Source organism: Streptococcus mitis B6, from assembly GCF_000027165.1.
GTDB lineage: Bacteria > Bacillota > Bacilli > Lactobacillales > Streptococcaceae > Streptococcus > Streptococcus mitis_AR.
In genome coordinates this window covers 203,956-216,754 of sequence record NC_013853.1, presented here as the reverse complement: position 1 = coordinate 216,754, position 12,799 = coordinate 203,956, and the positions used below count along the sequence as shown (strand labels likewise).

The 12,799-nt window shown below is 40.1% G+C and carries 16 protein-coding genes and 1 pseudogene; all 17 read right to left on the bottom strand.

From position 1 onward, the window contains the following. Positions 1-2: 2 nt before the first annotated feature. The gene (locus tag SMI_RS01135) at positions 3-1,460 is read right to left on the bottom strand and encodes a PTS ascorbate transporter subunit IIC (RefSeq protein ID WP_000452079.1); all 1,458 of its coding nucleotides are present in this window, start codon (positions 1,458-1,460) and stop codon (positions 3-5) included. 118 nt (positions 1,461-1,578) lie between these two features. Continuing rightward, complete coding sequence (locus SMI_RS01130) at positions 1,579-2,214, bottom strand: hypothetical protein (protein WP_000932649.1); 636 nt, start codon at positions 2,212-2,214, stop codon at positions 1,579-1,581. A 50-nt stretch (positions 2,215-2,264) separates the two neighbouring features. Further along, positions 2,265-3,254, bottom strand: coding sequence for an RNA-binding cell elongation regulator Jag/EloR (gene jag, locus SMI_RS01125; RefSeq protein WP_000260002.1), 990 nt, complete (start codon positions 3,252-3,254; stop codon positions 2,265-2,267). Positions 3,255-3,271: 17 nt separating this feature from the next. After that, positions 3,272-4,096 carry a membrane protein insertase YidC gene (locus SMI_RS01120; RefSeq protein WP_219335883.1) on the bottom strand — a complete coding sequence of 275 codons (825 nt, stop codon included), beginning with the start codon at positions 4,094-4,096 and terminating at the stop codon, positions 3,272-3,274. Continuing rightward, positions 4,071-4,442, bottom strand: coding sequence for a ribonuclease P protein component (gene rnpA / locus SMI_RS01115; protein WP_000739250.1), 372 nt, complete (start codon positions 4,440-4,442; stop codon positions 4,071-4,073). Before rnpA ends, SMI_RS01120 begins: the two co-directional genes overlap by 26 nt. A 145-nt stretch (positions 4,443-4,587) precedes the next feature. Continuing rightward, complete coding sequence (locus SMI_RS01110; RefSeq protein WP_001113734.1) at positions 4,588-5,721, bottom strand: acetate kinase; 1,134 nt, start codon at positions 5,719-5,721, stop codon at positions 4,588-4,590. Positions 5,722-5,831: 110 nt separating this feature from the next. Next, positions 5,832-6,785 carry a class I SAM-dependent methyltransferase gene (locus tag SMI_RS01105; protein ID WP_000345096.1) on the bottom strand — a complete coding sequence of 318 codons (954 nt, stop codon included), beginning with the start codon at positions 6,783-6,785 and terminating at the stop codon, positions 5,832-5,834. Between the two features lie 60 nt (positions 6,786-6,845). Beyond that, positions 6,846-7,431, bottom strand: a pseudogene (locus SMI_RS01100) (class I SAM-dependent methyltransferase). Between the two features lie 32 nt (positions 7,432-7,463). Further along, positions 7,464-7,877, bottom strand: coding sequence for a competence type IV pilus minor pilin ComGG (comGG, locus tag SMI_RS01095; protein ID WP_000265641.1), 414 nt, complete (start codon positions 7,875-7,877; stop codon positions 7,464-7,466). Next, the gene (gene comGF / locus SMI_RS01090; RefSeq protein ID WP_000250522.1) at positions 7,855-8,316 is read right to left on the bottom strand and encodes a competence type IV pilus minor pilin ComGF; all 462 of its coding nucleotides are present in this window, start codon (positions 8,314-8,316) and stop codon (positions 7,855-7,857) included. Before comGF ends, comGG begins: the two co-directional genes overlap by 23 nt. After that, a complete protein-coding gene (comGE, locus tag SMI_RS01085) occupies positions 8,279-8,581 on the bottom strand; it encodes a competence type IV pilus minor pilin ComGE (RefSeq protein WP_153197443.1) in 303 nt (100 codons plus the stop codon). Before comGE ends, comGF begins: the two co-directional genes overlap by 38 nt. After that, a complete protein-coding gene (gene comGD, locus SMI_RS01080; RefSeq protein WP_164925504.1) occupies positions 8,544-8,978 on the bottom strand; it encodes a competence type IV pilus minor pilin ComGD in 435 nt (144 codons plus the stop codon). The genes comGE and comGD overlap by 38 nt, the downstream gene beginning before the upstream one ends. Continuing rightward, entirely contained in the window at positions 8,941-9,264 is a 324-nt protein-coding gene (gene comGC / locus SMI_RS01075; RefSeq protein WP_000738641.1) for a comG operon protein ComGC, read from the bottom strand. Before comGC ends, comGD begins: the two co-directional genes overlap by 38 nt. Position 9,265: 1 nt before the next feature. Next, positions 9,266-10,282: a competence type IV pilus assembly protein ComGB gene (gene comGB, locus SMI_RS01070; RefSeq protein ID WP_164925538.1), complete on the bottom strand. Its 1,017-nt coding sequence runs from the start codon at positions 10,280-10,282 to the stop codon at positions 9,266-9,268. Beyond that, the gene (gene comGA / locus SMI_RS01065; protein ID WP_000249543.1) at positions 10,230-11,171 is read right to left on the bottom strand and encodes a competence type IV pilus ATPase ComGA; all 942 of its coding nucleotides are present in this window, start codon (positions 11,169-11,171) and stop codon (positions 10,230-10,232) included. Before comGA ends, comGB begins: the two co-directional genes overlap by 53 nt. Before the next feature lie 76 nt (positions 11,172-11,247). Next, positions 11,248-11,613 (bottom strand): DUF1033 family protein, encoded by a 366-nt coding sequence (locus tag SMI_RS01060; RefSeq protein ID WP_000286392.1) that lies wholly within the window; start codon positions 11,611-11,613, stop codon positions 11,248-11,250. Between the two features lie 85 nt (positions 11,614-11,698). Further along, complete coding sequence (locus tag SMI_RS01055; protein ID WP_000649461.1) at positions 11,699-12,757, bottom strand: zinc-dependent alcohol dehydrogenase family protein; 1,059 nt, start codon at positions 12,755-12,757, stop codon at positions 11,699-11,701. Positions 12,758-12,799 lie beyond the last annotated feature (42 nt).

The following is a 12,799-nucleotide window of genomic DNA, read 5'->3' as shown; positions in this document are numbered from 1 at the left end:
TACTAAGCTTCTTCTTGAACTTCACCGTTGTAATATTTCTCTTTATCTTTTGCTTTGGCAAATTGAAGTTGAGGAATAACAAGCAAGAAGAGACACACAAGTACATAACCAACAATACCAAGGTATTTGAATATATATCCAAATCCAAGCCATGGGAATTCAAAGTCGATATTTCCATGGTAACCACCATAAGATGCTAAATAAAGAAGAGCTACACAGAGAGCTCCTAAAGCAACTTGGAGAACACCTGAGATGAAGGATAGGATAACAGCTGCTTTCCATCCGCCGCGTTTATCAGCGTAGACCGCAATGGCTGCATTGTCAAAGAACACTGGTACGAATCCTGTAATAATAAGAATCGGATTTTTAAAGACGATGAGCAAGACAATTGTGATCAATTGACCAATCAAACCAAAGGCAAATCCTGACAAGACAGCGTTTGGAGAACCAAATCCATAAGAAGCTGCAACGTCAACCGCTGGGAATGAACCTGGCAACAATTTGTTTGAAATACCTTGGAAGGCGTTTGTCAACTCAGATACGAACATGCGGACACCTTGCATCAAAACGAACAAGTAAACTGAGAAGGTAAAGGCTGTTTGGATAATGTACATAAAGAAATCTTGTTTAGCAGGATTGAATAGAGTTCCTGAAGTGATGACTTCTTTATTAGACATAATGTCTGGACCCAAGATTAAAAGAATGGCTCCGAAGAATACGAGCATCAAGGTAGCAGATGCAACAACTGTATCGTGGAAAATTGAGAGGAACTTAGGTAATTTAAGATTGTCTAAACTTTCTTCTTTCTTACCAAAGCGTCCTGCTATTTTATCTACAAACCAGATTGCAAATTGCTGTTGGTGACCAATCGCAAATCCACCACCACCAGTCAAACGTTGAGTTGCCTCAACAGTCATATTTGAACTAACCGCCCAGTAAAGTCCACAGATGATACCAATCGCTGCTGTACCGTAAGCATTGCGCAATTGTGGTACTAAGAATAGAACCATAAGAGATACTGTTGCAGCTTGTTGTACCATGATGTGACCAGTAATAAAGAGGGTTCTTACCTTCGTAATCTTGCGAAGAGCTACGAGCAAGATATTTATTCCGAAACCAATCAATAGAGCTGTAGTTGCAGTTCCAACAAAATCTGGAAACTCTGCTGCAATTTTGTTGTTTGCTGCAGCAAGTCCAAAGTAAGGGTCGATAACCGCTGCACCAATTTGGAATTTGTAGTTAAGGGCTGCTAAGATCGGACGGAAGGTTGTAACCAAACCACCCGCACCCACGTTGAGCAACATATACCCTACTGTTGCTTTAACAAACCCTGAGAAAACGTCATGGGCAGGTTTTTTCAAAAGTGCGTATCCTACCAACACCAATAAACCTACGAAAAATGCGGGATTCTGCAAAATATTGCTAGAAAACCAATTTAGAACACTTGAAATGACTTCCATAATTGTTCTCCTTTTGAATTGTTTTTGTAGGTTTATTATATACTTTGAAAGCGTAAACAAAAAGACCAAGAATTACACAGCGGACTGTTCACTCTTGGACTGTATGATTTATGATATTTTACGGATTATCTAATTTTCTTGTAGCTAAATAATAGGGAAGAATTTTAGCATAAGATTTCAATAGACCTTCTACGATTTCTTCTTCAGATAAATTTGCAGTCACAGGAACATCTGCCTTCACTAAAACTTTGCGAACTTCCTGATGGGATAGTTTTTCTCTTAACACTTGGCGATTTTCCTCAGTAGACTCCTTCTTATGACTTTCTCCATTTGAGTAGACTAAGTAATAAACACCTTCAACGGTTGGAATTTCTAAAACTTTGGCCTGCTTACCTAGAGTTTGCTCATCTTTCTTGCGCTCGATGAAACTGACTTCTAAGGAAATACCAAAATCAGAAGGATTCCCGTACAAACGTAAGGCTAGCATGGGCTCTGTCACTTGTCCGTCTCTCTGTAGATAGACCCAGAAATGTGGTCGCAAACGTTGTGCCTGATTCATCCACTGGCTAGTCTGTTGGAGTTGCCATTCTGGATGGCTTGCTTGAAAGGCTTTGGCTAGCTCTGTAAAAGCCTTTCTGGCCTCTTGACCTTTGTGGCGAAATTCCAGCATCTTCTCTCGCTCATCTCCAGACTTATCCGGATTACGATACTGCAAACCAGCAAAGTCTAAATAGTCTCTTATCTTATTCAACATTAATTTAATCTCCTCTAGCTAGCAAAAAATCAGGATAAACCTGATTTTACTTATTCTGTATCTACAACGACATAGCGATTTGGCTCGTCACCTTCAGAGTAACTAGTCACGCCATCCATACGTGAAATAATACGATGGATAATCTTGCGTTCGCTATTCGACATTGGATCTGTCTGATGACTGCGTCCTTCTTCTAAAACACGAGTCGCCAATTTTTGCGCATAGGTCTGCAATACTTCTGCACGGTGTTCGACATAATCATTAACATTGATTGTGATGTAGAAGGTTCTTGAATAGCGGTTGTAAAGATAATTTTGAGCCAATAGTTGCAAGGCCTTCAAGACTTTACCATGATAACCGATAATACGACCTGGCTCATTAGTATCAATTTGTAGATTGATGCTACGACGGTTGTAGTCATTTGAAATCGTCGCCTCAACGTCCATATCATCAATGATTGTTTGGACATAAGTCGTTACTTCCGTAGCCACTTGTTCAATATCAAAGCTTGGTTCCACCTTTAAGCCCAAATCTTCTAATTCTTGACTTTCAGTTTGTTCAGCTTGAGTCTCAACAATAGGAGTTTCTACTTCTTCACCGAAACCAGCTTCTTCAAGTTGTAATTCATTTAGAATCTCAATATGTCCAGTTTCTTCTAAAATGGTGTTAGCATGTTTTTCATTTTTCAAAATTTCAGCCTTGACTTCATCAGAAACCCCTTGGCCTTCCTCTTCAATCTTTTTAATTGCTTCTACTACATGCCCCAAATCAACGGTTGCTTCACTGACCGTTTTGACTGGTTCATTTTGTTCATTAATTTCTTTAGGAACGCCCTTTACAGCTTGTTGATTGGCTTTAATGACCGTTGTTTCACTAATAGCTTCAATATCAACTTGAGCTGGTTTTTTACCAAATAAACCAAGAAAGCCATTTTTTTCACGAGAAATGACTTTGATGTGAGCCTTCAGTCTTGGGATATCTAATTCTTTCAATCCTTTCTGGATTGCTTCTTCAACAGTTGAACCTGTAAATACTACCATTACCAGATTCCTCCTTATTATTTCGTTTTCTGAGCCTTTTTCTTGGCTTTTCTTTTTCTATTTTCCAAATCTTTCTGTGCCTGAACTACCGCCTCGCGCTCTGCGATAATCTTGAATGGATTGTTCAAGAAATAGGTTTGCAAGACTTGATAAGCATTGGACACTGTCCAGTATAGGGCGACTCCACCTGGTGCATAAACTGCAAAGATAAAGATCAAGACTGGAATCCCATACATCATCGCAGTCGTAGCGCCATTACGCTCAGACAAAGCTTTGTTGGACAACCAAGTACTTAAAAAGGTGAATACAGCTGCTAAAACAGGAAGAACAAGGGTTGTATCCACACCACCAAGGTTAATCCATAAGAAATGACCTGTCTTTAAAAAGTCAACTCTTGATAGAGCTTGGAACAAGGCCAAGATAACCGGCATCTGAATCAAAATCGGCCAAAGAGAATCTGACTGTCTGACACCCATTTCTTTAAAGACTTTACGCATTTCTTGCTCTAGCTTGGTTCTGCTTTCCATATCTCGACCTGGATATTGTTCTCGAAGCGCCTTAATACGTGGCTGAGCTTCCTGCATTTTTCTAGAAGCCACCATTTGCACTTGAAAGACCGGCAAGAGAACTGTACGAATCAAGACCGTAAAGAGGATAATTCCCACTCCGATACTGATATCAAACGATAAAAAGCGAATGATTTCCGCAAAGAAGTAAACAAATTTACTCCAAAAATCAGCCGAATCGGCTGTAATATCGCTAGTTGTCCCATTTGTTGCACAGGCTGTCATGATCAATAGGGACAGTCCTAGCAAACTAGTCAACTGTAGTTTCTTTTTCACTCCCATTTCCTTCCTGGTAAATCTTTGATAATTTTAATACGTGGAGTAGATTTTTCTCCATCTCTGCGTATCCCAAGGTTTCGACCCCTTTTCGAGCAATGACAACAAAATCGACATTTTCTTCCAGACTCCCTTTTACATTCTGAATAATATGTCGAATTCGTCGCTTGATTTGATTTCTAGTGACCGCATTCCCCAGTTTTTTGCTAACTGATAGACCTACTCGAAAATGGTTTTTCTGGTTTTCTAACTGGTAGACAACAAATTTGCGATTGGCAAAACTTGTCCCCTCCTTGAAAATTGCCTTAAAATCTTTCTCTCTTTTTACACGAAAGTTTTTCTTCAAAACTCAACTCCATCTATTAAATTACTACTATTATACCATATTTTTCAAAAAAGCCAATCATAGCAAGGTTTTGGACAATTTCATCAGAAAAAGGAGCTGGAAAAATCTCTTTCCCAGCTCCTTGTACTGAATATTTTTTCTAGTTTTACTTATTTTTCAAGCGCTCAACGTCACGGGCAATGACCAATTCTTCATCTGTTGGAATAACCAAAACACGAATCTTAGCTGCCTCTGTTGAGATATCTCCAGTTACGCCAAAGACATTCTTCTCTGAATCCACATCACATCCAAACCAAGAGATACCTGAAATAACATCTTCACGTACATCGGTTGCATTTTCTCCTACACCCGCTGTAAAGATAATAGCATCTGCACCGTTTAAGACTGCAAGGTACTGCCCAATATGTTTTTGGATACGGTCAATATAGATTTCATATGCTAATGTAGCATCATGGTCGCCTTCTTTTTTAGCAGCAATCACATCACGCATATCACTAGACTTGCCTGAAACTCCCATGAGTCCTGACTCACGATTGAGAATATGACTAATAGCCTCCGGCGTATTAAAGTCCTCTGTATATTGCATTAGGTAAGGGATGATAGCTGGGTCAATATCTCCTGTACGAGTTCCCATCATCACACCACCAAGTGGAGTGAATCCCATTGAAGTATCGACAGATTGACCACCCTTAACAGCTGTAATAGAAGCACCATTACCGATGTGGCAAGTAATCAATTTCAAGTCCTCTAATGGACGGCCCAAGAGTTTTGCTGCTTCTCCTGCTACAAACTGGTGACTTGTACCGTGGGCCCCATATTTACGAACCTTGTTTTCTGTGTAATATTTTGTTGGTAGAGGGTAGCGATAAGCTTTCTCTGGCATAGTTGTGTGGAATGAAGTATCAAAAACAACTACACTGGTAATATCTGGCAACAATTCCTTGAAGGCACGAACACCTGCTGCATTGGCTGGATTGTGGAGAGGAGCCAACAAGCTCAACTCTTCAACTTTTTCTAAAACATCCCCTTCAACAACTGTTGATTCTTTGAAATATTCTCCACCTGCAACAACACGGTGACCAACACCTGTAATCTCATCATAAGCCTTGATAATATCGAAACGAATCAAGTCATCCAATAAAATTTTAACAGCTTGTGTGTGATTTTCAATATCCAAAATTTGTTGTTCAGAACGGCCATCAAATTTTACAGTTGAAATTGAATCTTTCAAACCGATACGTTCAATCAAACCTTTCGCCAATACTTTTTCTTCTGGCATTAAGTATAATTGCCATTTCAAACTTGAACTTCCTGCATTTATTGCGATTGTTCTTTGTCATTATTAATTACCTCTTTTAAGCGTTTTCATCTATTATAACAAAATCTATTTTATATTTCAGTACCTTGAGTCCATTTTTGAAAATTTTCTTTAAATTTCATTAGAATACTTGCATCTTGCAAGCTAGAAAGTGGATAAATAAAAGGCTCCACTGCTATTTCACTTTTCTTCTGTAGGATAAAAATAGTCTTGGATTGTTTAGCACTGGCAAAGAGATTTTCAGGCAGACTAATCATAGCAACCAGAGTCGCATCCTCTTTCAACCACCCTTTCAACAAATCACCTTGAGGGCTGGTCAACAAATCACTCGGAGCGAGAAAAATAGCGTATCCATCTGACTTGAGATACTTAAGGCCTTGTTCCATGAGCAAGTGATGGGCGTAAGTATGTTCTTGACTAGAAGCAACTTGATGGCGCAACGCAACAGCATCATCAGGATAATAACCGACAGGCAAGTCGCTGATGACCACATCGCTTTCTTTGAGCATTTGTGGACGAACGGCATCTCCTTGGACAAAGCCAGCCTGCAAACCAATTACATCTGCCATGCTAGCTGCCAAATCAATCAGCAAATCATCTACTTCCATTCCCAAATAATCCACCTTTTTATCAAGCGAGGTCAAGAAAGTTGCGCCCAGAATCCCCATTCCAGACCCCATTTCGAGGATAGTGATTTCCTCCTCTTTAAACAACTCTTCCACAATAAACACCAAAAGTAAGGCAATAGCATCTGGCGTAAACTGGTGATTAGCCTGCAAGGGTTCTGTCTGCCCAGCCTTCATCAAGAGAAACTGGTAGGTCTTGAGCCATTCTTCTTTGCGTAGCGCTAAGCGTTTAAGAGCCTGATTGTTTTCCTTGACATGCTCTAACTCAGTCTCACCATCCAAATAGATGCTGTTTTGCTCCACCAGGGCGTCATAAAAGTTGGTCGCCAAATCACTTTGGATGACTTGGACATTCTCTAGTAAATACGTATAAGCTTGTTCAATTTTTTCAAAATCCATATTCCTATCTTATCAAATTTCCCTTCTTTTTTCCATCCTTATAGAAAAATCACTCCCTGACTAGGCGAGTGATTTTTGGGCTACTGTTAAAAAGAGTTCTGAGTAATTTCCTTGAAACAAGTCTTCAGCACTGTAAAGAGTCTGACTATGTACAGATGAAAAACCATGCTCAATTAGCTGTTTTTCCAGTTCAACCAATTCAAATCCATGATGGTTAGCTTCTGTCTTGGTAAAATCAGCAAGTAAAAGTTGTCCATCTTCCCTCAAATATTATGAAACAGTAGAGAGCCGCATCCAAATCAGGCATATGATGAAGAACCCGACAAACAACAATGAGATCAAACTCTTGCTTCAAGGGATTTTTCAATAAATCTTGCTCCAGAAACTGGATATTCTTGATGTCTTGTTGCTCCGCTTTCAAACGAGCTTGCTCCAGCATTTTCTCCGAAATATCCACCAATGTTACAGACTTGGCCTGCTTGGCTAGGGGCAAGGTTAACAGACCCGTCCCACCACCGAAATCCAAAATTTCTTTGTCTGATAGAAGATCAATCTGTTTCTCGACTGCTTGACAAACCAAGTTTGCAAGGAAAATGTTTTTAGGGGAATCAAAAGTTTCTGCTTTGTGGTTAAAATCATGTTTCATATTTTTAGTTTAGCACAAAGTAATTGAATTGACTAGGAATTCTCTTTCTTTTCAACCTTCTCTTCTGATTTTTTCTTCTCTGCTTTTTCGCTTAAATCAGTCGCTACCTTTTCCTTTTTATCTGTTTTCTCTTCTTTGATTTTGACGGAAGGAAACAGAAACTCATATTGACTCTTAGGCGTACGAACCCTTGTCACCAAGCTTGTTTTCTTGTTTTGATAACTCACCTGACCCAGATTAAAGATCTGTTCCCCACTTTCCTTATCAACCTTATCTTTGGTTCGCTTGGCCATGGCAAAAGCAACCAACTTTTCTTTATTCAAAGCATAGTCTTGATAGTGGGCAGCTTGTCTGTTCAAGTAAAATTGTAACAAAAGACTAAAGGTGGCTGCCATAGTGACTGCATAGATGAGAACACCCGCCTTAACTTTTTGCTTTTTCCACACGATAGATGAACTCCCTTTCTAAGCCTTTTTGGAATTGAAAACGAAAGCGAACCAGTTGATTCTCCTCTGTAATCTGCGCAGATTTGAGGCCATAAACCATAGGCTGATAACCTCGTCCACTGGCATCAGTTTTTCGAAAATCATCCGATTTTGACTTACCTATCGCAATTTCCTTGCCATCTTGCTTCATGTATAGGCGATTTCCCTCCACTTTTTCGAATTGCGAACGATCTAATTCTGCCTCCAACTGGTCCACAAACAAGAGCCACTCTTTTTGCTCACTTTGCTGCTGGTATCGAACTTCTGAAATGAGGAGCTGACTCATGGCTTGAAAGAGGAGTAAGCTTCCACTGATGACAATGAGGGCAATCAGGGATTCTAACAAGGTAAAAGCCTTGACCTTATGGCTCTTTGATTGCCAACAACTGTTCTGAACCATGGTAGACCTCCAATCCTTTTTCACTAGAAAACACCTGAATCTCCACTCCGTTGATCTTTACCTGATTTTGACCTGTCTGCAAGGCCATCTTAGCTACCCGCAAGACTTCTTCCTTTTGCAAAATTTTTGCTTCTTCTTGCCTATTCTTTTGAATTTGTCCCAAAAGAAGGGTAGCAATACTGGCAAAGATAGCTAGAGCGACTACTGCTTCCAGTAAAATCACTGCCCTAATTTTTTGTTTCCTTAATGCGTTTAATTTTTCCATTTCCTAGATATAATTGATAACGAATCGCTCCTTTACTGGTCTGAAATTCAACCTTAGCCAGGGACGAATTGCCCCCAGCTCGGTCAAATGTAATACTTTGGCCTGATGGTGCCTGAATTCCTTTAGGAACTGTCAACTTTTGACTGCCATTGCTAATCGTCTGCCCATCTAGATTCAGACTAGTCTTTTGCTGACTGGCTACACTGCGTTTTTGAGTTTCCCGATAGAGTTCTTCAAACTCCATAAAGAAAATCTGCTCCTCCACCGCCGCAAAAGTGGACTGGACAGAGCCGGATAAGCCCAAGGCAAGGATACTCACCAGACCCAAAACCAAGAGACTTTCAAGCATGGTAAAGGCCTTAATCTGCAACGGTTTGACTGGTATTTTGTTTAGCATGGTATTCTTTATAGGCTTTAGCCTGTTCTTCTGTGATTCGCCCATCTGCTTGTAACTTGCTTAGGCTAGCATCTTCATTTTTATCTAAGCTATAAAGTTCTGCCTGGCTTTCCACTACCTTAACAACAGCTGCTTTTCCTTTGTCATTGACCGCCTCTTTTTGCTTGGTCAAATTAGGTACAAAGAGCAAGAGAAGCACGCTGATGATGAGCAAGACCACCAACATTTCCACAAGTGTGAAAGCCTTCACTTTCGCTTTTTTCAAGAATGTCATCATTTTTTTCATTTTAAAAATTTACCTCCATATTTTGATACATGGGCATGAGCATTGCCGCATAAAGTAAAACGATAATCAGTGCCACAAAGATAAAAACCAGTGGCTGCACCAGATTCATGGTGCGATTGACTCGGGTAAAAAAGGCTTCCCAAGTTTTTTCAGCATAGATTTCCAACTCACTCCCCAGCTTAGACTTGACTTCCCCATACTCGATGATGAGACTCAACTCCTTCTTAAAGAAAGGATAGGTTCCTATCGTCTGAGAAAATTCCTGACCATTTTGTAGAGTTTGAGCCAAATCTTGACCGATTTCTTTAAAGAGCTGGGAACCTTGTTCCTGCATGATTTGAAAAATCTGCGTCAGCTCCATTCCTTGAGAAATCATATTGCCCCATTCACGCGCGTAATAAGCTGTCAAATAGGTCTGTACAAAAATTCCAAGGAAGGGGAGGCGTGCTAAGATCGAAAAGACACGCATCTTAGAACTTCTTTTATAAAAAGTTAGTGCTAAAAGAAAAACTGCTGAAATAAGTCCTACCATTCCTAGAAAGATTTGTGGTAGATTTCCGATAATTTGCGTGGCAATATTACTACTATCCAGTTGTGGTAATAGATAGTTACGGAGTCCCAACATAATTAAGAGAAGAAAGCCCAGCAAAATCAAAGGATAGGTCGCTACTTCAATTAGTTTTTTCTTGACCTTGGCCAGATTGTCTAGATACTCTTCTATCTTTCCCAAACTCAGGTGGAGATTTCCATGAACTTCAGCTAGGGATAACTGAGTGACAATGGCGCTTGAAAAGCCCAAACTTTCCATCATTTCTGAAAATGATTTCCCCTGAGACAAACCTGTGCGCATCTGGGTCACGCACTGCTTGTCCAACAAAGCACTCCTATCTAAAAAGGAGATAGTCTCAACCAGATGAAAACCGCTGGAAAAGAGATTGTTAAACAAGGTGATGATATTTTTTTGCTTAGCTGTAGCTAATTTTTTCCGTTTCAGCCTGAAGACTTGTGATATGTCCATCTTCAAGAAGCTGGTCAATCTGTTCATTCCAGCTAGTTGGCTGGTGTTCTTGATAGTCTTTGTTTGCAAAGTCAACAATTCCTCCTCCCCCGATTAATCTCTGGTAGCAGACTCCTTGCAGAACGACTGCCAATTCCTCCTCACTCACACCCAACTCCAGCAAGCGCTCATAAACACCTCGAATACTCTTGGCATGAATGGTTGAAAAGACGGTCGCACCTGTCAAACTAGCTCTAACTACTGCACGCGCCGTCTCGCTGTCCCGAATTTCTCCGATAATCAAGAGATCAGGACGATGACGTAAGGAAAGCTTGATAAGATTTTCATAGGTTAGCCCAATCGCCTCATTCAACTGCAACTGGAGCATGTCGTCCTGCTTGATTTCGACAGGATCTTCGATGGACATAACTTGCTGTCCTTTAAAGAGAGACTTGGCTAATTCGTGCATCAAGGTCGTCTTGCCACTTCCGACTGGACCAGCAAAGAGATAGAGACCACGTTGCCTGTACTGCTTACCCAGTTCTTCAATATCCTGAAACCAAAAATGCAAATCCTGCTCCTCATCATGCAACAGGCGAATAACTAAACTCTCATGCCCTCGATAATCGCCTACAGTAGACAAACGTAGGGACGCCATCTTCTGGTCATATTCATAATCACAGGAACCAAGTTGACTACGTCTTTTTTCTCCCACATTCATACCCGCCACAAACTTAAAGTGACTGATTACGGCCGCAAATTTTTCAAAATCATAACAACCGATTTTACAGCGCTCGTCTCCTACCCTCATATGAAGCTCATAGGCGTCTAACTTGGGGACAAAATAAATGTCTTGCGCCCCTTTTTTCCGAGCCGAACGAATGATTTCTTGTGCAATTTCTTGAACCATACTTACCTCCTCACCTATACTATTCGCAAAGATTTGGAAAAATAAAAAAAGCAACTCCAAAAAAGTTACTTTTTCTCTATTTTAATTTCATACGGCAAGAACGGTGCCTTTCCTTACCTGTTTGTTTTTCATAGCCTGGGCGTAGTTTTTCATCTGGGATAACCTGCTCATCCTGCAAAAGAGCCAAAGAATGGTATTGTTGTAAATAGTCATCACATTCATCGCACCAGCGTTGGTCTTCCGGGTCCCAGAAAATGGTCATCAAGTCACTTCTACTTTTATAAAGAGGGGATTCTTGTTCCAATCTAAACCAGCAAGTTTTATAGTATTTGAGAGCATCATAATACTGGTCAAATTTCTTACTTGCTACAATATCTTCTTCCCAACCTTCTATAAACCACCAGGGTTCAAAATCTCCGTACATTTCTATAACACGATACATATTCATTCATTCCTTTGTACCGTATATTATAACCAATTCCGCTAAACAAGGAAAGAAATATGCTCATTTCTTAATTTTTTGGTTCTTAAGCTTCTGAAATATCGTTTTCAATAATGACTTTGATTGCATGGTGGTCTGCTGCCTTACTGAAGACTTCATAGGCTTTTTCAATTTCACTTAATTTGAAATAATGAGTTACCAATTTTTCTGGTTCAATCTTATGACTTTCGAGTGCTTTCAACAATTGTGGAGTTGTATTTGTAGATACCAAACCAGTTGTTACATTGATGTTGCGAATCCAAAGTTTATCTAAATCGAATTCAACTGGTTTACCATGCACACCACAGTTGGCAACCGTTCCGTCTACACCGATAATCTTTTGACAGAAATCAAATGTTGCAGGAATACCAACAGCTTCGATAGCGACATCCACACCACGACCATCTGTCAAATCATAAATTTCTTTAATGGCTTTTTCAGGGTCTGAAGAATTAACCTTGTGAGTCGCACCAAATGATACAGCAGTTTCCAAGCGGTTATCGTCTAAGTCCACCATAATCAATTTAGCTGGTGAATAGAATTGAGCTGTTAAAAGAGCAGCCAATCCAACTGGACCTGAACCAATAATGGCTACGCTACAACCAGGTTCTACTTTCCCTTTCAAAACACCAATTTCATATCCAGTAGGCAGAATGTCTGATAACATAACCAAGGCTTCATCTGACAAGTCTTCTGGAGTGTGGTAAAGAGTGTTATCTGCATGAGGGACACGTAGATATTCAGCCTGCATACCATCAATCAGGTGACCGAAAATCCAGCCACCTTCGTCTTCACAGTGGGCATAAATTCCTTTTTTACAGTAGTAGCATTTACCACAGGCACAGACACAAGAAATCAAGACCTTATCGCCTTTTTTGAAGTTAGAAACTCCTTCCCCAACTTCTTCAACAATCCCAATCCCTTCGTGACCAAGAATGGTACCACTTTGGCAAGCAGGAACATCCCCTTTGATAATATGGAGGTCTGTTCCACAAATAGTGGTTTTTACGATACGCACAATAGCGTCTGTTGGCTTGCGAATAACTGGTTTGTCTACATCAACAAAAGAAGCAAGTCCTGGTTTAACATAAGTATAGGCTTTCATAAAGCACTCCTCCGTTTTTTTATTTGTACTATTTATAATATA

What these genes read in the sequence shown, in the direction of transcription:
- SMI_RS01135 (WP_000452079.1), bottom strand. Translation starts at nt 1,460, where the DNA reads ATGGAAGTCATTTCAAGTGTTCTAAATTGGTTTTCTAGCAATATTTTG.
- SMI_RS01130 (WP_000932649.1), bottom strand. Translation starts at nt 2,214, where the DNA reads ATGTTGAATAAGATAAGAGACTATTTAGACTTTGCTGGTTTGCAGTAT.
- jag (WP_000260002.1), bottom strand. Translation starts at nt 3,254, where the DNA reads ATGGTAGTATTTACAGGTTCAACTGTTGAAGAAGCAATCCAGAAAGGA.
- SMI_RS01110 (WP_001113734.1), bottom strand. Translation starts at nt 5,721, where the DNA reads ATGCCAGAAGAAAAAGTATTGGCGAAAGGTTTGATTGAACGTATCGGT.
- SMI_RS01105 (WP_000345096.1), bottom strand. Translation starts at nt 6,785, where the DNA reads ATGGATTTTGAAAAAATTGAACAAGCTTATACGTATTTACTAGAGAAT.
- comGF (WP_000250522.1), bottom strand. Translation starts at nt 8,316, where the DNA reads ATGGTTCAGAACAGTTGTTGGCAATCAAAGAGCCATAAGGTCAAGGCT.
- comGE (WP_153197443.1), bottom strand. Translation starts at nt 8,581, where the DNA reads ATGGAAAAATTAAACGCATTAAGGAAACAAAAAATTAGGGCAGTGATT.
- comGD (WP_164925504.1), bottom strand. Translation starts at nt 8,978, where the DNA reads ATGCTAAACAAAATACCAGTCAAACCGTTGCAGATTAAGGCCTTTACC.
- comGC (WP_000738641.1), bottom strand. Translation starts at nt 9,264, where the DNA reads ATGAAAAAAATGATGACATTCTTGAAAAAAGCGAAAGTGAAGGCTTTC.
- comGB (WP_164925538.1), bottom strand. Translation starts at nt 10,282, where the DNA reads ATGGACATATCACAAGTCTTCAGGCTGAAACGGAAAAAATTAGCTACA.
- comGA (WP_000249543.1), bottom strand. Translation starts at nt 11,171, where the DNA reads ATGGTTCAAGAAATTGCACAAGAAATCATTCGTTCGGCTCGGAAAAAA.
- SMI_RS01060 (WP_000286392.1), bottom strand. Translation starts at nt 11,613, where the DNA reads ATGTATCGTGTTATAGAAATGTACGGAGATTTTGAACCCTGGTGGTTT.
- SMI_RS01055 (WP_000649461.1), bottom strand. Translation starts at nt 12,757, where the DNA reads ATGAAAGCCTATACTTATGTTAAACCAGGACTTGCTTCTTTTGTTGAT.